General features: G+C 62.6%; 20 protein-coding genes and 1 tRNA gene. 9 read left to right on the top strand and 12 right to left on the bottom strand.

Features of this window, described 5'->3' with window-relative positions:
- Positions 1-147: 147 nt before the first annotated feature.
- Together JYP46_RS00105 and JYP46_RS00100 are read left to right on the top strand one after the other, a co-directional pair.
- Entirely contained in the window at positions 148-1,254 is a 1,107-nt protein-coding gene (locus JYP46_RS00105) for an NAD(P)/FAD-dependent oxidoreductase (protein WP_113154082.1), read from the top strand.
- Between the two features lie 11 nt (positions 1,255-1,265).
- Complete coding sequence (locus JYP46_RS00100) at positions 1,266-1,616, top strand: RidA family protein (protein WP_206546874.1); 351 nt, start codon at positions 1,266-1,268, stop codon at positions 1,614-1,616.
- On the opposite strand, the gene JYP46_RS00095 is transcribed toward JYP46_RS00100, so the two are convergent.
- Together JYP46_RS00095 and JYP46_RS00090 are read right to left on the bottom strand one after the other, a co-directional pair.
- On the bottom strand, positions 1,617-2,840 hold the full coding sequence (locus JYP46_RS00095; protein WP_206546873.1) for a multidrug effflux MFS transporter: 1,224 nt from the start codon (positions 2,838-2,840) through the stop codon (positions 1,617-1,619).
- Between the two features lie 32 nt (positions 2,841-2,872).
- Positions 2,873-3,334, bottom strand: coding sequence for an Lrp/AsnC family transcriptional regulator (locus JYP46_RS00090; protein WP_113154079.1), 462 nt, complete (start codon positions 3,332-3,334; stop codon positions 2,873-2,875).
- Positions 3,335-3,442: 108 nt separating this feature from the next.
- On the opposite strand from JYP46_RS00090, the gene JYP46_RS00085 reads away from it, so the two are divergent.
- Positions 3,443-4,900, top strand: coding sequence for an aminotransferase class V-fold PLP-dependent enzyme (locus JYP46_RS00085; protein WP_206546872.1), 1,458 nt, complete (start codon positions 3,443-3,445; stop codon positions 4,898-4,900).
- Between the two features lie 207 nt (positions 4,901-5,107).
- Here the strand turns inward: JYP46_RS00085 and JYP46_RS00080 are convergent, their stop codons facing one another.
- The 3 genes from JYP46_RS00080 to JYP46_RS00070 are packed head-to-tail and all read right to left on the bottom strand — an operon-like array spanning position 5,108 to position 9,916.
- Positions 5,108-6,265, bottom strand: a complete 1,158-nt coding sequence (locus JYP46_RS00080) for an osmoprotectant NAGGN system M42 family peptidase (protein ID WP_206544538.1) — start codon at positions 6,263-6,265, stop codon at positions 5,108-5,110.
- Between the two features lie 57 nt (positions 6,266-6,322).
- On the bottom strand, positions 6,323-8,137 hold the full coding sequence (gene ngg, locus JYP46_RS00075) for an N-acetylglutaminylglutamine synthetase (RefSeq protein WP_206546871.1): 1,815 nt from the start codon (positions 8,135-8,137) through the stop codon (positions 6,323-6,325).
- A 3-nt stretch (positions 8,138-8,140) separates the two neighbouring features.
- A complete protein-coding gene (locus JYP46_RS00070) occupies positions 8,141-9,916 on the bottom strand; it encodes an N-acetylglutaminylglutamine amidotransferase (protein ID WP_206546870.1) in 1,776 nt (591 codons plus the stop codon).
- Between the two features lie 90 nt (positions 9,917-10,006).
- On the opposite strand from JYP46_RS00070, the gene JYP46_RS00065 reads away from it, so the two are divergent.
- Both JYP46_RS00065 and hemA read left to right on the top strand, forming a co-directional pair.
- On the top strand, positions 10,007-10,525 hold the full coding sequence (locus JYP46_RS00065) for a MarR family winged helix-turn-helix transcriptional regulator (RefSeq protein ID WP_206546869.1): 519 nt from the start codon (positions 10,007-10,009) through the stop codon (positions 10,523-10,525).
- 163 nt (positions 10,526-10,688) lie between these two features.
- Positions 10,689-11,966 (top strand): 5-aminolevulinate synthase, encoded by a 1,278-nt coding sequence (hemA, locus tag JYP46_RS00060; RefSeq protein WP_206544534.1) that lies wholly within the window; start codon positions 10,689-10,691, stop codon positions 11,964-11,966.
- A 99-nt stretch (positions 11,967-12,065) separates the two neighbouring features.
- On the opposite strand, the gene mscL is transcribed toward hemA, so the two are convergent.
- Positions 12,066-12,485: a large conductance mechanosensitive channel protein MscL gene (mscL, locus tag JYP46_RS00055; protein WP_206544533.1), complete on the bottom strand. Its 420-nt coding sequence runs from the start codon at positions 12,483-12,485 to the stop codon at positions 12,066-12,068.
- Between the two features lie 204 nt (positions 12,486-12,689).
- On the opposite strand from mscL, the gene JYP46_RS00050 reads away from it, so the two are divergent.
- Positions 12,690-16,178 carry a PAS domain-containing hybrid sensor histidine kinase/response regulator gene (locus tag JYP46_RS00050; protein ID WP_206544532.1) on the top strand — a complete coding sequence of 1,163 codons (3,489 nt, stop codon included), beginning with the start codon at positions 12,690-12,692 and terminating at the stop codon, positions 16,176-16,178.
- An 11-nt stretch (positions 16,179-16,189) separates the two neighbouring features.
- Here JYP46_RS00050 and JYP46_RS00045 read toward each other — a convergent pair whose 3' ends face one another.
- On the bottom strand, positions 16,190-16,867 hold the full coding sequence (locus tag JYP46_RS00045) for a response regulator transcription factor (RefSeq protein ID WP_222473776.1): 678 nt from the start codon (positions 16,865-16,867) through the stop codon (positions 16,190-16,192).
- Positions 16,868-17,047: 180 nt separating this feature from the next.
- Between JYP46_RS00045 and JYP46_RS00040 the strand changes: the two genes are divergently transcribed.
- A complete protein-coding gene (locus JYP46_RS00040) occupies positions 17,048-17,425 on the top strand; it encodes a hypothetical protein (protein ID WP_206546868.1) in 378 nt (125 codons plus the stop codon).
- 40 nt (positions 17,426-17,465) lie between these two features.
- On the opposite strand, the gene JYP46_RS00035 is transcribed toward JYP46_RS00040, so the two are convergent.
- Positions 17,466-17,903 carry a hypothetical protein gene (locus JYP46_RS00035; RefSeq protein ID WP_113154071.1) on the bottom strand — a complete coding sequence of 146 codons (438 nt, stop codon included), beginning with the start codon at positions 17,901-17,903 and terminating at the stop codon, positions 17,466-17,468.
- 136 nt (positions 17,904-18,039) lie between these two features.
- On the opposite strand from JYP46_RS00035, the gene JYP46_RS00030 reads away from it, so the two are divergent.
- Positions 18,040-18,387 carry a DUF952 domain-containing protein gene (locus tag JYP46_RS00030; protein ID WP_113154070.1) on the top strand — a complete coding sequence of 116 codons (348 nt, stop codon included), beginning with the start codon at positions 18,040-18,042 and terminating at the stop codon, positions 18,385-18,387.
- Positions 18,384-19,475 (top strand): quinone-dependent dihydroorotate dehydrogenase, encoded by a 1,092-nt coding sequence (locus JYP46_RS00025; protein WP_206546867.1) that lies wholly within the window; start codon positions 18,384-18,386, stop codon positions 19,473-19,475. Before JYP46_RS00030 ends, JYP46_RS00025 begins: the two co-directional genes overlap by 4 nt.
- Before the next feature lie 125 nt (positions 19,476-19,600).
- Here the strand turns inward: JYP46_RS00025 and JYP46_RS00020 are convergent, their stop codons facing one another.
- The 4 genes from JYP46_RS00020 to JYP46_RS00005 form a co-directional block, all read right to left on the bottom strand.
- Complete coding sequence (locus JYP46_RS00020) at positions 19,601-20,944, bottom strand: MATE family efflux transporter (RefSeq protein WP_206546866.1); 1,344 nt, start codon at positions 20,942-20,944, stop codon at positions 19,601-19,603.
- Positions 20,945-20,954: 10 nt separating this feature from the next.
- Positions 20,955-21,218, bottom strand: a complete 264-nt coding sequence (locus JYP46_RS00015) for a DUF6460 domain-containing protein (RefSeq protein WP_113154067.1) — start codon at positions 21,216-21,218, stop codon at positions 20,955-20,957.
- Positions 21,219-21,316: 98 nt separating this feature from the next.
- A tRNA-Gly gene (locus JYP46_RS00010) sits at positions 21,317-21,390 on the bottom strand.
- 218 nt (positions 21,391-21,608) lie between these two features.
- Entirely contained in the window at positions 21,609-21,857 is a 249-nt protein-coding gene (locus JYP46_RS00005; RefSeq protein WP_206546865.1) for a hypothetical protein, read from the bottom strand.
- Positions 21,858-23,118: the final 1,261 nt, after the last annotated feature.

Raw genomic sequence — 23,118 nt, 5'->3', positions numbered from 1 at the left:
GTGTGCCGTCGCTAAATCGCCCAACCGGCAGCGTTTGAGTTGACAAAATCTCCCCGCGCCCGCAGACGCACGGGGCAATCATGTGCCCGCAGAGGCACAGGCACATTCGGACGTCGCGAGCGGCGGCAAAACAGCTTGAGGGGAAGCATGAGCGAGACATCCGACATCATCGTCATCGGCGGTGGCATTGCAGGCATCGGCGCGGGCGCGCGCATGGCGGCGGACGCCAGCGTGACCGTTCTGGAGACGGAAGAGGCCATCGGCTATCACGCCACCGGCCGCTCGGCTGCGATCTACATCCGCAATTACGGCAACGACACCCTGCGCGCCCTCAATGCGGCTGCCGAACCGGTGTTCAAGGAGCCGGAAGGCATTTCTGACGAAAGCCTGCTCACTCCGCGCGGCCTGCTTTATGTGGCGACCGAGGAACATGTCGGCGCGCTGGACAAGATCCTCGAAGGCGCGACGGGCATGGAGCGGCTCGACGCGGACGCTGCGGTTGCGCGCGTGCCCATTCTGCGCCGCGAAAACATCGTGGCGGCCGCCATTGAGGAAGGCGCGCAGGACATCGATGTCGACCGTCTGCTGCAGGGCTTTGCGAAGATGCTGCGCCATCAGGGCGGCCGCATCGTCAACAAGGCCCCCGTCACCGCCATTTCGCGTGCGGATGGCGTGTGGACGCTTGAAACCCCGCAGGGCTCGTTCTCCGCACCCATCATCGTCAACGCCGCAGGCGCATGGGCTGACGAGGTCGCGAAGCTTGCCGGTGTGCAGCCGCTCGGCCTGACGCCGATGCGCCGCTCGGCCGTGATCCTGCCCGCACCCGAGGGGCACGACGTCACGCGCTGGCCGCTTTTCGCCTGCGCGGGCGAAGGCTGGTACGCCAAGCCCGATGCGGGCAAGCTGATGGTTTCGCCGGCTGACGAAGATCCGTCAGAGCCGTTCGACGCCTGGCCCGACGACATGGTGCTGGCCGAGGGCCTGCATCGCTTTGAACAGGCCGTCACCGTGCCTGTGACACGCATTGAACGGAGCTGGGCGGGCCTGCGCAGCTTCTTCCCCGATCGCACCCCCGCTGTCGGCTTCGCGCCGGATGCGGAGGGTTTTTTCTGGCTGGCCGGCCAGGGCGGCTATGGCGTACAGACCTCGCCTGCCCTTTCCGCGCTCGCAGCCGACCTGTGCGCCGGTCGCAAGTCCGGCCTCGCTGAAACCGTGGTGCAGGCACTTGCGCCACACCGCCTCATCAAGACCTGAAAGGAAAAAACATGTCCGATATCAAACGCGTCGACACCGGCACCCGCATGAGCCAGGCCGTCATTCACAACGGCACCATCTACCTGGCTGGCCAGGTCGGCACGCCGGGCGCAAGCGTCGCCACGCAGACCAAGGACATTCTGGCCAAGATCGACGCCCTTCTCGAGCAGAACGGCTCCGACAAGTCGCGCATCCTGCAGGCGACCATCTGGCTCGCTTCGATGAACGACTTTGCCGAGATGAACGACGTGTGGGACGCATGGGTGGCTCCCGGCCACGCACCGGCGCGCGCCTGCGGCGAGTCCGCACTGGCAACGCCCGAATACACGGTCGAGATCATCGTCGTCGCGGCGGCTGGCTGATCAGGCCCCGCGCTTGACCGGTACCACCGGTTCCCGGCTCGCCCGCGCGGCGAGCCGGACCAGCATCAGGCCCACAATGCCCGTGACGAGAAAGCCTGATGCAAGCGGGATGGTCGTCTCGTTGTAGAATGCGCCGAAGGCCACGGCGAAGACCACCGCCACAAGGCTCGACCCCGATGCGATCAGCGATGCGCCGAGCCCGGCCAACTGGCCGAGAGACTGCATCGCCATGGCATTCAGATTGCCAAACAGAAATCCGATGCAGAAGAAGATGGCAAAGCCCAGCGCCATGAAGGCGGGCAGTGGCGGATGCCCTTCCCACACAAGGGAAAGGGCAAGCAGGCAAAGCCCGAACGCCACGAGACCGCAAAGCGCATATTCGCACATGGCCTGCATGCCGAAGCGACGCACCACCTGTGCGTTGACCATGGAGGCCAGACCGATGCTGGCGGCGAAGGCTGCGAAATAGGCCGGGAACAGACTGCCGATCCCGTAAACATCGAAGAAGATATCGGCTGCGGTGCTCAGATATTGCAGATGCGCGCCGAACACGAAGCCCGTGGCCACGATCAGAAGCGAAACGCGCCGGTTGCGCAGAACGCGCGAACCGTTTTGCAGGAGCGTGACCGGGTGAAAGCGGATGCGGTTTTGCGGGGCCAGCGTCTCGGGTTGGCGCATGACAAGCCAGATGCAGAGCAGGATCGAGAGCGCCAGATAGACCGCGAAAATGGCGCGCCAGCCGGCGAATGCCAGCACCGCCTGCCCCATGGCGGGCGCGATCATCGGCACCAGAATGAACAGCACGAACATGAAGGACATGATCCGCGCCATGGCCTCACCCTCGAACTGGTCGCGGACCAGCGCGCGCGTCGCGATCTTGGGGCCGGCGACGCCGATTCCCTGCAGGATGCGGCCGAGCACGATCATTTCCACCGAGGTGGAGAGCATCGCCACCACGGTTCCGGCCATGTAGAGCGCGAGACCACCGACCAGCGCCCGCTTGCGGCCGATGGCGTCGGCAATGGGGCCAATCACGAGTTCGCCAAACACCATGCCGAAGATGAACAGCGACACGATGTGCTGCGTGGACAGGGGCGGTTCCACATGCAGATCGCTCTCGATCAGGCGCAGCGCCGGAAGCACTGCGTCGATGCTGAGCGCAGTCAGCGATGTGAGGAACGCATAAAGCGCGATGCGCTCGAAGGAGATTGTCCGTTTTTCCATCGGCTCATGTTTATCAGATTGGCAGGGGCGTATCAGATTGGAAGGGGACGCCGTTCCTCGATGGCCTCCATGGCGAAATAGGAGGTGACCGATTCCAGCTCCACCTTCTGGATCAGGCGCTGGTAGACGGAATCGAAGCTCTGCATGTCCGTTGTCACGATGCGCAGCATGTAATCGTAATCGCCGCCAATACGAAAGAAGTCGACCACTTCCGGAATGCTGGACACGTGCTGGCGGAAGGTCTGCAGCCAGGTTGTCGAGTGATGTCGCGTCTTGACCATCACGAAAACCACCAGCCCGAGCCCCAGCCTGTTGCGGTCGACATTGAGCGTGCGCCCGCGAATGACGCCGCGCTCCTCCAGCGATTTCAACCGGCGCCAGCAGGCATTCTGCGACAGCCCGACCTTCTCCGCCAGGTCGCGTTGCGACAGGCCGGCGTCACGCTGCAGCTCGCGTAATATTCTTCTATCAAACTGATCGATTTTTTCACTCATATTCGATCATATGACCTAATTTTGAGAGTTTTGCCATCACTTTGTGTGGAAATGATCGCTCATCATTGTGCGATCTTTGCGCATTGATCAACTTCCCGGACCGCCGCCATGCCCAGTGACCTTCTCAAAGCCTTTGCCGACAATCTCAAGCGCACAGACCTCGACGCCTATCTGCGTGACGGGCTGATCGGCGAGAATGCCGTAATCGACGGTCCTTTCGGCAAGAAGACGCTGGTCTATGCCGACTATGTGGCGTCAGGCCGGGCGCTGGCGCAGGTGGAGGATTTCATCCGTGATGAAGTGCTTCCCTATTATGCGAACAGCCATACGGAAGCCTCCTATTGCGGTTCCTTCTGCACCCGCCTGCGTCAGGCGGCGCGCGCGGAAATTCACCGGATCGTCAACGCCGACGACAAGACCAGCGTCGTCTTTTCAGGCGCTGGCGCGACCGCCGGCATCAACCGGCTGGTGCGGCTTTTGCAGATATCCGAGGCCGTGGCCGCAGGGGCGCGCGTCGTGGTTTTCACCGGGCCTTACGAGCATCACTCCAACATTCTGCCCTGGCGTGAAAGCGGCGCGGAGATCATCGCCATTCCCGAAGCAGCGACCGGCGGCCCGGACCTGGGCGCGCTTGCCACGGCCCTTGAAGCAAATGCCGACGCGGCGCTGAAGGTCGGCACGTTTTCCGCCGCCTCCAACGTGACCGGCATCACCACCGACACGGACGCGGCGACCCGGCTTCTGAAGACCCATGGCGCGCTCGCCATCTGGGACTATGCCGGTGGTGCGCCCTATCTGGAAATCGACATGAAGCCCGGCACGGACTGCGCCAAGGATGCAGTGGTGCTTTCGCCCCACAAATTCCCCGGCGGACCGGGCGCATCGGGTCTTCTGGTCCTGCGCAACGAAATCGCCCGCACCGCCTGCCCCTCCATGCCCGGCGGCGGCTCGGTGAGTTTCGTTTCGCCCTGGGGCCACGAATACTCGACCTCGCTTTCAGCGCGCGAAGAAGCCGGCACACCCGATGTTCTGGGCGACATCCGCGCGGCCCTCGTGCTCATCATCAAGGAAGCGCTTGGACAGGACTTCATCGACCGGCGGCATGAAGAGCTGCATCAGCGCGCAATCGCCGTGTGGTCGAAGAACCCGTGCCTGCAGATGCTCGGCAATCCGGCTGCCCGGCGTCTGCCGATCTACTCCTTCCGCATTCTGTGCCCGGAGAACGGCACGGTGCACCACCAGCTTTTCACCCGCATGCTGAGCGATCTGCACGGCATTCAGGTGCGCGGCGGCTGCGCCTGCGCCGGCCCCTATGCGCACCAGCTTCTGGAGATCGACGAGCCCACCTCGAATGCGCTCTTGCAGAGCATTCGCGACGGGCAGGAGATGGAAAAGCCGGGCTGGGTGCGGCTCAATCTGAGCTATCTGATGACGGACGAGAAAGCGGACTTCATCATCGAGACCGTCGACCGGCTGGCGCGCGAGGCGCAGCGGCATGCAGGCGCTTACGACTTCGATCCGCGCACGGCCCGCTTCCGCCACAAGACGCTGGCCATGGCCGGTTAGAGCATCAACCCGTGAGGGTCGGCGTAGTGCGTGGTTCGACAAGCTCACCATGAGGGAGGGCTTTGGCTACCAAAGCCGTCACTACGCCTTTGGCCAAGGTTCTCCGCCAGGAGGGGATTGCTCCTCTCATGGCGAGCCCCTGAGCCTGTCATAGGGCTAACCACGCACCGCCTTAATGCAATGCCCCATCCTGCACGGTGGTGCGCCCTACTCCTGCTTCGGCAGGTTGTTGGCGCGCCGCGCCATCTCGGCTTCATTGGTGGGCTGCTCGGTGAAGCCCTCGATGTCGGACACCTCTTCCACATCCCGCTCGATTGCCAGCGGGCTTGCCACATAGGCGGTGGCCAGCTCGGCCACCGAACGCAGCGCATGCACATGGATGCGCTCATAGCCGTGAGAGGCATCCACACCGAAGGCGATCAGCGCCGTGCGAACGTCATGCCCGGCCTCGATGGCCGATGCGGAATCGGAGCGGTAGTAACGGAAAACATCCTTCTGGTAGCGAATGTCCTCCTCGCGGCACAGATCCACCATCTTCTTCGTCAGGTGATAGTCGAACGGCCCCGCCTGGTCCGCCATGGCGATGGTGACGCCGAACTCTGCCGAATTCTGCCCCGGCGCGGTGGTGCCATTGTCGATGGTGACCATGGAGGCAATCTCGGGCGTGACGATGGACGCCGCGCCCACCCCCACCTCTTCCGCGATGGTGAAGAGCCAGTGCGTGTCGACCGGCAGCGTCACCTCGTGGCGCAGCAGCGATTCCAGCGCGGCAAGGGCGATGGCGACGCCCGCCTTGTCATCCAGATGGCGTGAAACGATGAAGCCGTTTTCCAGGAATTCCGGCTGCGGGTCGATGGCGACGAAGTCGCCCACATCGATGCCAAGATTGTGCGCGTCGCTGCGGCTCCAGCACATGGCGTCGATGCGCAGCTCCACGTAATCCCAGCCGACGGGCATCTCGTCCACGCCGTCATTATAGGTGTGGCCCGAAGCCTTGAGCGGCAGGATGGTGCCGCGATAGCTACCCTTCTCGGTGTAGATCGTCACCCGCGCGCCTTCGGCAAACCGCGCGGACCAGTGACCGATTGGCACCATCTCGAAACGGCCATTGTCCTTGATGTATTTGACCTGCGCGCCGAGCGTGTCGAGATGGGTGATGATGGCGCGCGCGCCCTGACGCCGGCCGCCGCGCACCACCGCGCGGATCGCGCCGCGCCGCGTCAGCTCCGGCTCGAGGCCAAGCCGCTCCAGCTCTGCCGTGACATGGCGGACGATGGTGTCGGTGTAGCCCGTCGGACTGTCAATCGACAGAAGCGCCTTGAGCTGCGCGACAAGATAGGAAACGTCGATTTTCAGTCGCGACATGCAATTCTCGTCATTTCAGCGGGCCTCGTCATTTCAGCTTGTGCCGTCGGCCACGGATCAGGCTTTGGGCGTCAGCGCACGTTCAGCGGATTTTGCACCGGAGCGCGGAAAGAGCAGGTCGACGAAGCGCTCGGCGGTCGGTTGCGGTTCATGGTTCGCCAGCCCCGGCCGTTCATTGGCTTCAATGAAGACATAGTCCGGCTGGTCGGGCGACTTGATCATAAGGTCGATGCCGACAACCGGGATGTCAATGGCGCGCGCGGCGGCGCAGGCCGCTTCAACCAGATCCGGATGCACGTTTTCCGTCACATCGTGAATGGAACCGCCCGTGTGCAGATTGGCCGTCTTGCGCACCTCCACTTCCTCGCCCTTGGGCAGGATGCTGGAAAGCGCATAGCCAAGACCGGCAATGCAGCGGCGCGTCTCGTCATCGACGGGGATGCGGCTCTCACCGCCCGTGGCGGCCGCCCGGCGGCGCGACTGATGCTCGATCAGCTCTTCGATGGTCCGCTGCCCGTCTCCCACCACGCGCGGCGCACGGCGCACGGCGGCGGCAACCAGGCGATAGTCGATGACGACCAGACGCAGATCCTCGCCCTCGAAACAGGCTTCGACCAGAACCCGGTCGGAAATCTCGCGGGCGGCGCGGATGGCGTTTTTCGTCTCGTCCAGCGTTTCAAGACCGACGGCAACGCCCTTGCCCTGCTCGCCCCGCGCAGGCTTTACCACCACGCGGCCATGCTTCTCGATGAAGGCGCTGAGCGCCGTGTCGTCATCGCCCGCCTCCCTCTGCTCGGGCACGGTCAGCCCTGCGCGCTCCACCACGCGGCGCGTGACAGCCTTGTCGTCGCAGATCGACATGGCGACGGCAGATGTGAGCTCCGAAAGGCTCTCGCGGCACTGGATCGAACGGCCGCCGAAGGACAGGCGGAAGAAGCCGCCCTCGGCATCGGTCACATCCACCGCAACGCCGCGCCGGTGCGCCTCATCCACGATCAGACGCGCATAGGGATTGAGCCGGTCGAACTCTTCCGGCGGATGGGTGAACAGTTTCTCGTTGATCGGGTTCTTGCGCTTGACCGCAAACACCGGAACCCGGTGAAAGCCGAGCTTCTCGTAAAGCGCGATGGCCTGTTCGTTGTCGTGCATCACGGACAGGTCCATGAAGCTTGCCCCGCGCGCGGCGAAATGCTCCGCCAGCCGCCGCACCAGCATCTCGCCAACCCCGGCATGCCGGCACTGCGGATCGACGGCGAGGCACCAGAGAGACGTTCCGTTCTCGGCATCCTGAAACACGCGGCGATGATCAACGCCCGTGACCGTGCCCAGAATGTCGCCGGTCTGGTCATCCTCGGCGACGAAATAGGTGACGGCGCGGCTGTCGCGATTGGTCCAGAAAAAGTCCGGGCGCACGGTGACCATGCCCCGGCTCTGATAGATCGCGTTGACGGCGTTGGCGTCCGCCTCGGATGTCAGCCGCCGGATGAAGAAGCCGCGCGGCTGCCGCCGGCTCGGGCGATAGGTGGCCAGATCAAGCCGATAGGTGTGCGAGGGATCGAGGAAAAGTTCCTGCGGCGCCATGGACAGGAGCACATGCGGGTCGCGAATGTAGAAGGCGATGTCGCGGCGGGCGGGGCCTTCGTCGCGCAATGCGGCGGCCAGCTCATCATTGGTCTCAAACGTCTGGGCAAACAGAAGCCTGCCCCAGCCAAGTTCGAGCGAGACGTGCTTTTCCTGCCGCGCGGCTTCTTCGTCCGGCGGCGCGTGGGTCGGCTTCATCGTCTCGCTTCGCAGGCGCTTCAGGCGGTAGCCGAGCGCCTTGTCGCTGCGCCCGCGTGAAGCGCGCAAAGCCACGTCCTCTTTCTTGGCCATCGGTCACACCCCGTGGGTTTGCAGCCAGAGTTCGAGCAGCCCGACCTGCCAGAGTTCCGACCCGCGCAGCGGCGTGATGTGGTCGGCGGGCGCGGCGTAAAGCCTGTCCAGATAGTCCTGTCGAAACAGTCCGCGTTCGCGCGCAGGCTGCGAAGACAGCGCATCGCGCACCATGTCGAGATAGGGGCCATCGACATATTTGAGCTGTGGTACAGGGAAATAACCCTTCTTGCGGTCGATCACCTCATGCGGGACCACCTGCCGGGCGACTTCCTTCAACACGCCCTTGCCGCCCTGTTTGAGCTTTTCCTCCGGCGGAATGCGGGCGGCCAGTTCGACCAGTTCGTGATCGAGGAACGGCACGCGCGCCTCCAGCCCCCAGGCCATGGTCATGTTGTCGACCCGCTTCACCGGGTCATCGACCAGCATGACGGTGGAATCGAGCCGCAGCGCCGCATCCACCGGCGTGTCTGCGCCAGCCCGCGTCAGATGGGCCGCGACCAGATCGCGGCTTGCATCCGTATCGGCGATCCAGTCGGGCGAAAGCTGCTCTTTCAGAACCGCGTGCGAGCGGTCGAAGAACACGTTTGCATAATCACCCACCACATCGTTTGAGTTCATCAGCGGAGGATACCAGTGATAACCGCCGAAAATTTCGTCTGCGCCCTGCCCCGACTGCACGACCTTGATGTGTTTCGAAACCTCCTTGGAGAGAAGGTAGAAGCCCACATTGTCGTAGGAGACCATCGGCTCCGACATGGCGGCGAACGTGCCGGGGAGCGCGTCCATCAGATCGGCTGACGGCACGAAGATCTTGTGATGATCGGTACCGAATTCTTTCGCGATCAGATCGGAATAGACGAACTCGTCGCCCTTCTCGCCATTGGCCTCTTCAAAGCCGACGGAGAAGGACATCAGATCCTTCTGTCCCGCCTCGGCGAGCAGGCCGACGATCAGGCTGGAATCGACACCGCCCGACAGAAGGACGCCGACCGGCACATCGGCCACCATGCGGCGTTTGACGGCAAGGCGCAGCGCCTCCAGCGTGCGGTCGCGCCATTCGTCGGGTGACAGCATTGCCGTTTCGGGATCGCGCGCAAACGGCGGGTCCCAGTAGACCCGGTCGCGCTGGCTGCCATCCGGCTCGATCACGCGGATCGTTGCGGGCGGGAGCTTCTTCACGCCGTTCAGAATGGTGCGCGGCGGCGGCACCACAGCGTGGAACGTCATGTAATTGTGCAGCGCATGGCGGTCGATGGATGTGTCGACATCGCCCGCCGCCAGCAGCGCCGGCAGGGTGGACGCGAAGCGGATGCGGCCCGGCGTCTCGGCCAGATAAAGCGGCTTGATGCCGAACCGGTCGCGCGCCATGGCGACGCGGCCCGTGTCGCGCTCACGCAGCACGAAGGCGAACATGCCGTGAAACCGGTTCACGCATTCCTCGCCCCAGGCATGCCAGGCCTTGAGGATGACTTCCGTGTCGCCGGTGGAGAAGAAGCGGTAGCCCTTGCCCTCCAGCTCGGCGCGCAGCTCCGGATAATTGTAGATGCAGCCATTGAACGCGATGGTGAGACCCAGCTCCGGGTCTTCCATCGGCTGGCGCGCCTTTTCCGACAGGTCGATGATCTTCAGCCGGCGATGCCCGAGGGCGGCGTTGCCGTGCACGACCGCGCCCGCGCCATCAGGGCCGCGCGGGGCCAGGCAGTCCATCATTTTCGAAAGAGCGACAGGTGAGGCAGGGCGGCCGTCGAGCCGCAGTTCTCCGCAGATTCCGCACATGGATAGAGATCTGATCCTTTGTTTGTCATTGCTTCGGAGCGCACTTTAGTTATAGTTATGATTATTAGATGTCAAATGAATGGCGTCCGCATGAGTTCCGACAAGACAACTGACAAAGCCGCCGACTGGTTCCGCAATGAAGAGTTACGCGCGGTCGAAAAATCCATTCGCCGCATCGTTCGCGCAAACGATGTGCAATCCAAGGCGCTCGCCAAGCAGATCGGGCTGACCGCAGCGCAGCTTGTGATCCTGAAGGCCACCGCCGCCCTTGGCGAGGTCACCACCACCGTGCTTTCGGCACATGTGGACCTGAGCCCGGCAACCGTCATCACCATTCTCGACAATCTGGAAAGCCGCCATCTGGTGGAGCGCTATCGCTCGCGCCATGACCGCCGTGTGGTGCACACGCGGCTCACGCCCGAGGGCGAGGCGCTGGTGCGGCGCGCGCCCGAACCCATGGGAGACGCCTTCGCGCATCGTCTGGCCGCACTCGATGAAGAACGACGCAACCAGTTGATCGCAGCGCTGGCCACCATTGCCGACATGATGGCGCCGCCCGGCGGCGCGCCCGCTTCGGCCGGTCGCGCGAAGACCACTCTGTCGCATTGAAATACACGCTAACGCGCAGTAAATCCTGAGAGATCATGCGCATTCGACCGCGATTTGATCGAGCGCAAGGCGACGGCAGGCAAACGTGTCAATTTGCCCGCAACGCACAATGGACGCGGGAAAGGTCGGACACTATGATCGCGCCGCACAGCAGGAAGGTCCAATGAATTACCAGCGTTTTTTCTCCGAAGCGATCGATCAACTGCACGCCGAGCGCCGCTACCGCGTTTTCGCCGATCTCGAGCGGATCGTCGGCGCGTTTCCGCGCGCGCTCTGGCGCTCTGATGAAGAAGCGCGCGAGATCACCGTGTGGTGCTCGAACGACTATCTGGGCATGGGCCAGCATGAGAGCGTGATCTCCGCCATGCAGGACGCAGCCGGCGCCATGGGCGCGGGTGCCGGCGGCACGCGCAACATCTCCGGCAACAACCATCCGCTGGTGGAACTCGAAGCCGAGCTTGCCGATCTGCATGGCAAGCAGGCCGGTCTGGTCTTCACCTCCGGCTTCATCTCCAACGAAGCGTCCATCTCCACCATCGCCCGCCTGCTGCCGAACTGCCTGGTGCTTTCGGACGAGTTAAACCATGCCTCGATGATCGAGGGCGTGCGCCGCTCGGGCGCAGAGAAGAAGATTTTCCGCCACAACGACGTCGAGCATCTGGAAAGCCTGCTCAAGGCAGCCGGCCCGGAACGCGCCAAGCTGATCGTGTTCGAATCCGTCTACTCCATGGATGGCGACATTGCGCCGATCGAGGCGATTGCCGATCTGGCCGACAAGTACAACGCCATGACCTATATCGATGAGGTTCACGCCGTTGGCATGTATGGTGCGCGTGGCGGCGGCATCACCGAGCGTGACGGCCTTGCCCACCGCATCGACATCATCGAAGGCACGCTCGCCAAGGGCTTTGGCGTGATCGGCGGCTACATCACCGGCTCCACCGCCGTGATTGACGCCGTGCGCTCCTACGCTTCCGGCTTCATTTTCACCACCGCGCTGCCGCCGGCAATCGCCGCAGCGGCCACCGCCTCGATCCGCCACCTCAAGGCGTCTTCGGTCGAGCGCGACGCGCAGCAGCGCCAGGCGCAGCAGACCAAGGACAAGCTCTCGGCGGCCGGCCTGCCGGTCATGCCGTCGCAGACGCACATCGTGCCGCTTCTCGTGGGCGACCCGGAACTGTGCAAGCAGGCAACCGACCGGCTGCTCGAGAAGCACGGCATCTACATCCAGCCGATCAACTATCCGACCGTGCCGCGCGGCACGGAGCGTCTGCGCATCACGCCGACGCCGTTCCATGACGATGCGCTGATCGACACGCTGCGCGACGCGCTTCTGGAAACCTGGGAAGCGCTCGGCATCCCCTTCAACGAAGCCGACCAGCCGCAGCAGGCAAAGTCCGACCGCGTGGTGTCGCTTCTGGTGCCAAAGTCCGGCGGCTGACCCAGCCCGAAAATCCGAAAATGAAAACGCCGCCGGAATTGCTTCCGGCGGCGTTTTTCGTGGATGGCCACCGCTTCCCTTGAAGAAAGCGGAAGCTGATTATTTCTGCTTGGACAGAAGGTCACGGATTTCCGTGAGCAGCTGAACATCGGCAGGCGGCGCGGCAGGCTCGGCCGGCTTTTCAGCTTCCTTGCGGCGCATCGAATTCACGCCCTTGACCATGAGGAAAATGATCCAGGCGAGGATCAGGAAGTTCACGACCACGGTGAGGAAGTTGCCATAGGCAAACACAGCGCCCTGTTCGCGCGCCGCATCCAGCGTCGTCGCCGTGACGGCGGACGAGAGCGGCACGAAGTAATCCGAAAAATCGAACCCGCCGAAGATTGCGCCAACAATCGGCATGATGATGTCATCGGTGAGCGACCTGACGATCAGACCGAAGGCCCCGCCGATGATCACACCGACCGCAAGGTCCATCACATTGCCGCGCGCAATGAATTCCCGAAATTCCTTCATCATAAGGGCTTCTCCCCAATCTAGCTGCACCCCCGGCGACTCAAACGCCGCCAGCTCCGGCTACATAACAATGATGCAAGCAAAAAGTGCAACAAAAACTGCATTTTCGGCTATGAGACAGTACCATTCGCCGAAAGAAGCATTGGACAGGTTCCCGTGGCTGTGTTTGCCTTCCGGGTGGCCTTCAGAGGAGGAGTTGGCACACAAGTGCAGGGCTGGGTTATCGCCATCATCGCCGTCGCCTATGTGACGCTGCTCTTCTTCATCGCAAGCGTCGGCGACAATCGCGCCTCGCGAAAGGCCGGACTTGGCTCGCGCCCCTTCATCTACGCGCTGAGCCTGGCGATCTATTGCACGTCCTGGACCTTTTTCGGCTCCGTTGGCCTTGCGTCGGAGCGCGGGCTGGAGTTCCTGGCGATCTATATCGGTCCGGTTCTGGTTTTCCTGTTCGGCTTCCCGATCCTGAAACGCATCATCCGGCTGGCGAAGTCCGAGAAGATCACCTCCATCGCCGACTTTCTGGCAGCCCGCTACGGCAAGAGCTTTGCCGTAGCCTCCGTCGCCACGCTGATCGCCACCTTCGGCACGGTTCCCTATATCGCCCTGCAGTTGAAGGCGATCTCGGATTCCGTCAGCCTCATGGTAACGCATTACGATGGCGCGCCACCGACCATGGACTTCTTCGTCGGCGACATGGCGCTGATCGTGACCTTCCTTCTGGCGATCTTCGCCGTTCTGTTCGGCACGCGCCATGCGGACGCGACCGAGCATCAGGAAGGGCTGATCCTGGCCGTGGCCGTGGAGACGGTGGTGAAGCTCGCCGCCTTTCTGGCGGTCGGTGTGGCCATCACCTTCTTCTTCTTTGAAGGGCCGGTGGAACTGGCGCGCACGGTCAGCACCCTGCCCCAGGTGCAGGAGGCCTATACCTATCCGACCTCGCTCGCCACCTGGATCGTGATGACCACGCTGAGCGCATTTGCGATCATCATGCTGCCGCGCCAGTTCTACGTGACCATCGTGGAAAACCGCAGCACGGCCGAACTGGAAACGGCGAGCTGGCTCTTTCCGCTCTATCTCATCCTCATCAATCTCTTCGTGCTGCCCATCGCATTTGCGGGGCTGGCGATGGTCGGTGATGCGGCGAATTCCGACCTCTACGTGCTGGCGCTGCCGCTTCTTGCCGGGCACGATGCCCTGGCGCTGATCGCCTTCATCGGCGGTCTTTCCGCCGCCACGGCGATGGTCATCGTGGCGAGTGTGGCGCTGTCGATCATGATCTCCAACGATCTGGTGATCCCGCTCTTCCTGCGCCGGCTGCTCAGAACCGACCATCGCGAGAAGGATGACTGGTCGACCATCATTCTGAACATCCGCCGTGCGGCCATCTTCATCATCCTGTTTGTGGCCTTTCTCTATTATCGGGAAACCACCCACAACACGCGGCTCGCCGCCATTGGCCTGATCTCGTTTGCGGCCATCGCGCAGTTCGCACCGGCCTTCTTCGGCGGGCTGATCTGGCGCGGCGCAAATGCGCGCGGTGCACTGCTCGGCATGGGCGCAGGCTTCACGATCTGGGCTTACACGCTGCTTTTCCCGTCGCTCGCGCCGCAGGACACCGGCATCATCATCGACGGGCTCTTCGGCCTGCCGGCGCTGAGGCCGCAGGCGCTTTTCGGCACCGTGGCCGAGCCCCTCAATCACGGCGTCCTGTGGAGCCTCGCGGTCAACACGCTGTTCTTCGTGCTGGGCTCGCTCTCGCGCGCCGCCCAGCCGCTAGAGCGCATTCAGGCCGCCATCTTCGTGCCACGCGACACGGGGCCGATACCGACCCTGCGCCGCTTCCGCACGGTGGTCACCGTCAACGATCTCAAGGACACGATCTCGCGCTATCTGGGAGCCGAACGCACCGAGCGCTCCTTCGCCACCTTCGAGGCGACCCATGGCGTGCGGCTCAACGGCAACGACCAGACCGGGATCGCGCTCGTGCGCTTTTCCGAGCAGCTTCTGGCCAGCGCCGTCGGCTCCTCCTCCTCGCGGCTTATCCTGTCGCTCCTGTTTCAGCGCAACGACCGCTCGCCCCGTGACGCGCTGAGGCTGCTCGATGACGCCTCCATGGCGCTCCAGCACAATCGCGACCTGCTGCAGACCGCGCTCGACCAGATGGAGGAAGGCGTCACCGTTTTCGACCGGGATTTCCAGCTGATCTGCTGGAACAGGCAATACCGCCTGCTCTTCAATCTGCCCGACGAGATGGGTCAGGTCGGTGTTTCGCTCGACCGGTTCGTCAATCTGCTGGTGGTGCGTGGCGAGCTGCCCGTCGACGCCTACACGATGACACTCAACCGGTTTACCGATTTCGGCATGCCGTGGGAGATCCGCCTGCGCAAGAGCGGACGCATCATCGAGATGCGCACCAACCCGATGCCCGATGGCGGCATCGTCGCCACCTACACCGACATCACGCCGCGCGTGGAGGCCGATGTGGCGCTGAAACGCGTGAACGAAACACTGGAGCAGCGGGTGGCCGACCGCACGGCGGAGCTGATCCGGTTGAATGAAGAGCTGGCGCAGGCGCAGGTGATCGCCGAGGAAGCCAATCTCGGAAAGACGCGTTTTCTGGCAGCCGCCGGCCACGACATTCTGCAACCGCTCAATGCCGCGCGGCTTTACTGCTCGTCGCTTCTGGAGCGCGCAAAGGCCGGCGAGACGCGGGAATATGTCAGCAACATTGAATCCTCGCTCGATTCCGTGGAGGCGATCCTCGGCGCAGTGCTGGACATCTCGCGGCTGGACACGGGCGCGCTGAAGCCTGCTCCGAGCGTTTTCCAGCTGGATGGCCTCCTGCGCCAGATCAGCACAGACTTCATGCCACTGGCCGATGAGAAAGGGCTGGACCTGACCATTGTGCCCTCAACACTGACGGTGAACACGGACCGCAACCTGCTGCGCCGACTGGTGCAGAACCTCGTTTCCAATGCGATCAAATACACGCCGAGCGGCCGTGTTCTGGTGGGGGTGCGCCGGCGCGGCAGCCTGCTTGAGCTACAGGTGATCGACACCGGCATCGGCATCGCCACCGACAAGCTGAACACCGTGTTCCGCGAATTCACGCGGCTGGAGGAAGGCGTGCGGCAGGCGCAGGGGCTGGGACTTGGCCTCTCCATCGTCGACCGCATCGCGCGCGTGCTCAATCTGGAAATCCGGCTGGATTCGGAGAGCCAGCAGGGCACCCGCTTCTCGGTCATCATCCCCGTGAGCGCGACGCCGGCCAAACCCGCCGAACAGCCAAAACCGTCGGCTGCCGTGCCGCAGGCAATGCTGGAGGGCCTGCGCGTTCTGTGCATCGACAATGACCCGCGCATTCTGGATGGCATGCGCAGGCTTCTTGAGGGCTGGGGCTGCACCGTGCTGACGGCGACCGGATCGGCCACCCTGCCCGACCTTTCGCACACACAGCCCAACATCATCCTCGCCGATTACCATCTGGACAATGAAGTCGGGCTCGACGTGATCGCAGCCCTGCGGGCGCGTTACGGCGATGCGATACCGGCGATCCTGATCACCGCCGACCGCTCGAACGAGGTGCGCGCGCAGGCCGAAGCGCTGACCGCCATGGTGCTGAGCAAGCCGTTACGTCCCGCATCGCTGCGCACACTGCTCACGCGCTGCCGTCAGATGCTTGCCGCCGCCGAATAGGCAGCAATGCCTCAGTCCTCGGTTGCGATCGTGTCTGCGCCGATCTTCGAAAGGCGGATCACCGCCTGCGTGCGGCTGTCGACATCCAGCTTCTGCAGAACCGCCGAGACATGCGCCTTGATCGTCGCTTCGGAGACGTTCAGCTCATAGGCGATCTGCTTGTTCAGAAGCCCTTCGGCCAGCATGCTCAAAACCCGCGTCTGCTGGGGTGTGAGCGTCTGGAGGCGCTGGATGAGATCGGCGACCTCCGGATCGCCCTCGGCACCCAGATCGATGTCCGCCGGCGTGTAGATATCGCCATTGAGCACGGCCTGAACCGCCGTGCGAATCTCGTCCATGCCAGAGGATTTGGAGATGAAACCCGATGCGCCAAGTTCCAGAGCGCGCCGGATGGTCTCGGGGCTGTCATGGGCGGAAACGACGACAATGGGCAGGGCGGGGTTCATGCCGCGCAGCGCAATCAGCCCTGAAAGACCACTTACGCCCGGCATGGTGAGGTCGAGAAGGACCAGATCGACGCTGTCATCGACAAGCGCCTTCGCCCCCTCGAAATCGCCCGCTTCCAGTATCTCGCATGCACTGTCCAATCCAGAAAGTGCGCCTTTCAGCGCTCCCCTGAACAGAGGATGGTCGTCGGCGACCAGAAATCTATAGCCAGATACCAAATATCCCTCCCGCGCCCGCAGCATTATTGTCGTGTTCTTCCGCTACGGCTCCTCCACCGCGATTATGCGGGGAATAGCCGCATTTTCAAGCTCGACGGTGGCAAAGGGCTGCCGCCACGGGGCCGGAACTCGCAGAAGTTTTACTTGTCTGCCCATAACCTATGCCACAGACTGGTAAAGGGGTGACAACCCCGCAGGCTGATCATGGAGAAAATCCACAGGGTAGCGAGATTCTGCATCGGACGAGCGGTCATGTTCGGTGCGCTCGCCATTGGTCTGGTGATGCTCAGCTTTTCGTTTGATCTGGTCGTTGCCTTCAGCGCCGGCGCGCTGATGACCCTGATCATGTCGGAAATTCTGACCCTGAAGGCCTACGCAACCGCGCGGCAGAACCCCCGGAAAACCGAGACCTGGCTCTATCTCAGCCCCGACGCCCGACCGGCGGGGCGGTCGGGAGCCAGGGTGTTCATTTCGATATTGAAGGACATCTATCTGCGTTTCGCCGCCTTGAGCCTCAAGGTCGGCTGCGGCTTCTTCATATTCTCGATGATGCTGCGCCTCATGCGCGCAGCCGCGGTCTGAAACACGGTCAGGGGCGTTTGCAGCCCCTGCTCAGATGCGATCAGGTGCGATCAGGCGCCGGTGTGTTCGGCGTGGTCGTGGTCTCTTCTTCCTCGAAGTCCTTCACGATGCCCATGAAGCGACGGAAAAAGCGTTCCATGAGCCCGAGCGTCTGCTCGAATTCCTCTTCCGACGGCAATTCGGAAGCGGCCTGCGGATTTGCATTTTCAAGCGCGGCAAGGCGCTCTTCCAGCGCATCGAGCCGGTCCTGCAGAGCCGTGATGTCTTCCTCATAGGCCGTGCGCTCGTCGGCGGCCGGAGAGCAGACCAGCTGGCCGGAACGCTCGCGGCAGATCGACATGGAGCCGGTGCGGGTGTCCATCCGCACATAGCCTTCTTCCGTGCGCTCCAGCCGGAACCGCTCGGCATCCTGCGCCATGGCGCCCGATGTCATGGACAGGACGATCAGCGCCCCGGTGGCCGCAATGGTCTTGCGCATTGGTCCGCTCCGCTTTCATGCAATTGGTGATGGGATCATGAGCAAGGAATGCGCCATAAATGGGATCGCGCGCAATCCCCCGAAAACACCTTTTCGACCCTTTCGCTGAACCCGCATTACAAGTATAGCCGCAGGCATGGCTGACATGATCTATAAAATCGCACCCCGCACGCTCTGGCAGGAAGCCGAAGAGGCGGGGGTGTTTCATGGCGCACCTGTCGATCTTGCCGATGGGTATATTCACTTCTCGACCGCCGGGCAGGCTGCGGAAACGGCGGCCAAACATTTCGCCGGTCAGGACGATTTGCTTCTCGTTGCCGTCGACGCCGACGCGCTGGGCGACGCCCTGAAATTTGAAGTGTCACGCGGCGGGGCGCTTTTCCCGCATCTCTATGCTCCGCTTTCGCTTGATGCGGTTTCCTGGGTTCGCCCGCTGCCGCTTGGCGCGGATGGAGCCCACGTCTTTCCAGAGCTTGCCAAATGAAGTCCCTGCTCGACAAGATTGCGCGCCAGGCCCTCTTCCGGATGGATTCCGAGCGCGCTCACAACCTTGCAATCATGGCCCTGAAGAGCGGCATGCCCCTCGCCCGTCCTCCGCAGATCAGCAAACGCCTCAAGACGATTGTCGGCGGCATGGTGTTTCCCAATCCGCTCGGCATGGCGGCCGGCTTCGACAAGAACGCAGAGGCGGCAGACGGGCTGCTGCGCCTTGGTTTCGGCTTTGTCGAATGCGGCACCGTGACCCCGAAGCCGCAGGCCGGCAATCCGAAGCCCCGCCTCTTCCGGCTTGAAGAGGACGCCGCGCTGATCAACCGGCTCGGTTTCAACAATGACGGCCTCGTGGCCGTGCGCGAGCGCATCAAAGAGCGCGCCGGGCGTGGCGGCATCGTTGGCGTCAACATCGGCGCCAACAGGGACAGCGAAGACCGCATCGCCGACTATGAGACGGGCGTGCGCGCCTTTGGCGACATCGCCTCCTACCTCACCGTCAACATCTCCTCGCCCAACACCGCCGGCCTGCGCGCGCTGCAGGACCGGGAAAACCTCTCCGAGCTTCTGGCCCGCGTTCTGGCGACACGCGACGAGGTGGCCAAGCGCCGCCGCTCGCCGGTGCCGCTGTTCCTCAAGATCGCTCCCGACCTGACGGAAGAGGCTATGTCCGACATTGCGGACGAGGTGCTCGACAAGCGCATTGATGGCCTGATCGTCAGCAACACCACGCTTTCCAGAACCGGCGCAACCAGCCGGCTTGCGCATGAGAAGGGTGGCCTTTCGGGCCAGCCGCTGTTTGAGCGCTCGACCATCGTGCTTGCGCGCATGCGCCTTCTGGTGGGCCCGGCCATGCCGCTGATCGGCGTTGGCGGGGTGGACTCGGCCGAAACGGCGCTCGAAAAGATCCGCGCCGGTGCCGACCTTGTGCAGATGTATAGCGGCATGATCTTCGGCGGCACCTGCCTGCCCGGAAAGATCCTCGAAGAGATGAGCGCCTATGCCCAGCGCGAGAACCTCGCCTCGCTGCGCCAGATCCGCGATACGCGGGTGGATAAGTGGGCCGCGCGCGCCCTGAACTGACGCGCGCCCGCAAACCTGACGGCAAAAGACGCTACGGCATTTTCGCTGAACCGCGAGAACGCCCCGGCGCATTGTTTTTCGCAGTTCCGGACGGAAAACCGGTTCCCGCTTTTCCCGGAACTGCTTTAACTCCCGAAGGTCTGCCGTGCGCGCGCTGGCAGGATGGCTGCCAGACTGATGCCGCGCACGATCAGGAAGATGTGCAGCGTCGCCCAGAGGCCGTAATTTCCGAAAGCGCGCGTCAGGAAGAACAGGCAGACGAGATAGACGGCGAGCGACAGCAGCATCATGTTGCGCATGTCGCGCGACCAGGTCGCGCCGATGAACACCCCATCCATCTGAAATGCCAGCACGCCGGAGACCGCAATCAGCGCCGCCCATGGCAGGAACACGCTGGCGATCTCGCGCACATCCTCGGCTTTCGCAATGAAAGCGACGAGATCGTCGCCGAACAGCACGAAAACACCGGCCAGCGCCAGTGCGAGACCAAAGCCCCAGACGATGGTGAGCCTCACGGCCTGCCGGAACGCCGGCCGATAGCGCGCGCCCACCGCCCGCCCGGCAAGCTGCTCGGCCGCAGTCGCCATGCCATCGAGGAAATAGCCGGCGATCAGGAAGAAATTCATCAGCACCGCATTGGCCGCCAGCGTGACCGTTCCGAACTGTGCGCCCTGCCGCGTGAACAGCGCAAAGGCTGCCAGAAGCGAGAAGGAGCGGATCATGATGTCGCGGTTCATCGCCACCATGCGCATGATTTCCGGGAAATCGAACACCCGCGCCAATGAAACGCGCGGGCCGTTTCTGAACCGCCATGCCAGAAGACCAAAGCCCGCCAGCGCACCCAGCGCCTCACCGCCCACCGTGCCCCAGGCCACGCCCTCGATGCCCCAGCCCAGCGAAAGACCGAGAAAGACCGATAACGCGATGTTTGCGCCGTTGAGGATCACCTGAAGGCCAAGGCCAAGCCCCCCTTCCCCGCGCCCCAGCACATAGCCAAGGATGGCGTAGTTGATCAGCGACAGGGGCGCGCCAAGAATGCGGATCGCCACATAGGCATGCATGGCCTCGGCAACGCGCGGATCGGGGTTCATGAACCGGACGCCGGCGGCATTGACCAGCGGCCCGAGCGCGACGACCAGAAGCCCGCAGACGAGCGCAATCGCCAGAGCGCGCCACAACACCGCCTGCTCTTCCAGCACATCGTCGCGGCCGAACGCCTGCGCAACCAGCCCGGTGGTTCCCGAACGCAGGAAGTTGAACGTGGTGAACACCACGTCGAAGACGATGGCGCCCGCCGCCAGCCCGCCCAGAAGGGCGGCGTCGCCATATTGCCCGATGACGGCCGTGTCGGTGATGCCGAGCAGCGGCGTGGTCAGATAGGCGAGCGTCATCGGCACGGCGATCGACAGGACCAGCCGGTTGGTGACCTCGAACGGGCGCGCGGCCCGCGTCGGCGTGGAAACGTCCATTCCCGCCGGCCTAGCGGCGATAGCTGAGAAGACGCAGGATCAGGAACGCCGGCACGACGATGGCTGCACCCAGAAGGATGTAGCTTGCAAAGCGGCCGAGTGCATCAAAGCCCATGTTCCACAGATGCACGACCGTGTCGCGCAGCGCATAGAAGATATCGAACGGCGACCAGTTGAAGGCGCTCATGACGAAGCCGACGATGAGCGACACGATCAGCAGTTTGATGATGACGCGCAGCGGGCTGTCGCCCAGAAATCTGGTCAGTGCCGACACCGGAATGCTCCTTGATCTTGACCGCAAAGAGATACGCACCCGCTGGCGCGGGCGCAAGCTTGCGCGCTGCGAAAAAGGAAATACCGGCTGAGCGGGACTGGAGCGGGTAGCGGGAATCGAACCCGCGCGTTCAGCTTGGGAAGCTGACAGGCTACCATTACATCATACCCGCGCAGCGCGCATTAATCCGCGACCCGCGGCCCGGCGTCAAGCGGGTTTGTGAGAAGGCAGTGCGGTTGTTGCCGGTTTCTGGGGCGGGCGGGTCTGCTGATTGTCGGAGTGCTCGACAAACTCTCGGAAGCCGCGCTTCATGCCAGTAGACGCCAGTCGACCGGAGGGGGAGCGCAGCCGTTAGAACCGAAATCAGCTGCGCCCCGGAGATCACCTATATCAAGAACCGTGGGACTGATATCGAAGCATGTTGTCTTCAAGCGCCTGAAGCATCGGACTGCCGCAGCCACCGGCCTTTTCAATGAAGTTGCGGAAGCTCCCGGTCCAGCCAGCGCGCGGATAGACCCACTCTGCCTCACGAACGTAAGATGCAAACCGGGCATCCACCTCGACGCTCTTTGCCTCCTGTGAGAGCACCTGTGTCCAGTCTACACCGAACGTGCTGGAATAGGTCCTGCTCCTCGTCACCGTGTAGTCGATGCTCGAGACCGGTGCTCCGCAGTTATTGAAATATCTCGCTTTGACAAGCGCGTAGTGCGCTAGCAGAGGGGCATCCGGAACCTCACCGGCATGCAGGTCCGAGCCTTCACCAAAGAGACTCGCTGTAGGTTATTGATATGACCTCTCTCTCAAGCGTGAGTCTCATCTGGAATCCCTGTCCGCTTACGGTTCCACTGCGAAGCCAAGGAACCTTGATCTCCCAAAGCGGTCTACGATTCCGTGAGGCTACCCCGAAGGAGATTGCTACGCTCAACTGGCCCGGCGGCACACCGACAGTTGCCTCGGTTAGAACTCTTACGCTAAAGCCCTGACACCGCAACCAATCGACGAACGACATCAAGCCTTTTTCACGGTACTTCAGCAGGAGGAAGCGCTCTCCTTCAGCGGGAGAGTGAACTCCAGCCTCACGCCAGATTTCATAAGGATCGAGCTGCTCGCCGCGCGGGCAGCCCCTGGCGTCTGACCTCCAACCCAGGTCTGGAACGTCGCCAGCACTCGCTTCATCTTGAGCCCATGCAGTGTACGAAAGTGTGGTGATCGGGACGTCATCTTTCCGATCCAACAGAGAGGGAACGACGGAGAATACAACAACCCCAGCGAGGAGGACTGAGGCTCTCGTCATGTCAAGAAAACGTACAAATCGAAAAGCCATTGAGCTTCTATTCTTTTCATTATGACATTTAGAAAGTCTGCTACGCAGTATGCCTAGCCCAGATTTTGAAGACACTCCGCCCAAATTCCGACCTACCGACGGAAAATTAATACACCATGGTTGGGAGAAGTCGCCCGTACCGACAGACTAATTGCAGATACCGGACTTGCTCAAAAGCAGTTCGTATAGACCGGCGCACCCGGATAGCTTTGCCGAGAAGTACAATTAGTCGGCGCTGCCGGCGTATAGACCGCGGGGCGCGGCTGGCTGGCTTGTGCGATTGAATTACCAATATCTGACATCTTTCGTTTGTGCTGCATTTCGAATTGCATCCGACAATTCGCGTATGCGTCAGTGCCAAGCTTGTATCCAAATGCTTCGCATTGCTTCGCTTCTCGCTCATGCCGCGCTTGCTTGAGCGGTGAAACGCACCCGCTAACAATCAATGCAGATGCCATGACCTGCTCCCCTGAGATGTTCCCGATTTTGGGTTAGCCTGTTCCTCAACGAAGGAGACAGGCAATGAAACGGTCACGGTTCTCAGAAGAACAGATCATTGGCATCTTGAAGGAGCAT

This window comes from Nitratireductor aquimarinus, assembly GCF_017255295.1.
GTDB classification, from domain to species: Bacteria; Pseudomonadota; Alphaproteobacteria; order Rhizobiales; family Rhizobiaceae; genus Nitratireductor; species Nitratireductor aquimarinus.
Note: the sequence above shows the minus strand (reverse complement) of the source record. Positions and strands in the feature narration are given on the sequence as shown.

Coding starts and splice junctions, on each gene's coding strand:
- JYP46_RS00030 (WP_113154070.1), top strand. CDS start 18,040: ATGGCTGACATGATCTATAAAATCGCACCCCGCACGCTCTGGCAGGAA.
- JYP46_RS00035 (WP_113154071.1), bottom strand. CDS start 17,903: ATGCGCAAGACCATTGCGGCCACCGGGGCGCTGATCGTCCTGTCCATG.
- hemA (WP_206544534.1), top strand. CDS start 10,689: ATGAATTACCAGCGTTTTTTCTCCGAAGCGATCGATCAACTGCACGCC.
- JYP46_RS00040 (WP_206546868.1), top strand. CDS start 17,048: ATGGAGAAAATCCACAGGGTAGCGAGATTCTGCATCGGACGAGCGGTC.
- JYP46_RS00070 (WP_206546870.1), bottom strand. CDS start 9,916: ATGTGCGGAATCTGCGGAGAACTGCGGCTCGACGGCCGCCCTGCCTCA.
- JYP46_RS00095 (WP_206546873.1), bottom strand. CDS start 2,840: ATGGAAAAACGGACAATCTCCTTCGAGCGCATCGCGCTTTATGCGTTC.
- JYP46_RS00105 (WP_113154082.1), top strand. CDS start 148: ATGAGCGAGACATCCGACATCATCGTCATCGGCGGTGGCATTGCAGGC.
- JYP46_RS00090 (WP_113154079.1), bottom strand. CDS start 3,334: ATGAGTGAAAAAATCGATCAGTTTGATAGAAGAATATTACGCGAGCTG.
- JYP46_RS00100 (WP_206546874.1), top strand. CDS start 1,266: ATGTCCGATATCAAACGCGTCGACACCGGCACCCGCATGAGCCAGGCC.
- JYP46_RS00080 (WP_206544538.1), bottom strand. CDS start 6,265: ATGTCGCGACTGAAAATCGACGTTTCCTATCTTGTCGCGCAGCTCAAG.
- JYP46_RS00065 (WP_206546869.1), top strand. CDS start 10,007: ATGAGTTCCGACAAGACAACTGACAAAGCCGCCGACTGGTTCCGCAAT.
- JYP46_RS00025 (WP_206546867.1), top strand. CDS start 18,384: ATGAAGTCCCTGCTCGACAAGATTGCGCGCCAGGCCCTCTTCCGGATG.
- JYP46_RS00020 (WP_206546866.1), bottom strand. CDS start 20,944: ATGGACGTTTCCACGCCGACGCGGGCCGCGCGCCCGTTCGAGGTCACC.
- JYP46_RS00045 (WP_222473776.1), bottom strand. CDS start 16,867: ATGCTGCGGGCGCGGGAGGGATATTTGGTATCTGGCTATAGATTTCTG.
- JYP46_RS00085 (WP_206546872.1), top strand. CDS start 3,443: ATGCCCAGTGACCTTCTCAAAGCCTTTGCCGACAATCTCAAGCGCACA.
- ngg (WP_206546871.1), bottom strand. CDS start 8,137: ATGGCCAAGAAAGAGGACGTGGCTTTGCGCGCTTCACGCGGGCGCAGC.
- mscL (WP_206544533.1), bottom strand. CDS start 12,485: ATGATGAAGGAATTTCGGGAATTCATTGCGCGCGGCAATGTGATGGAC.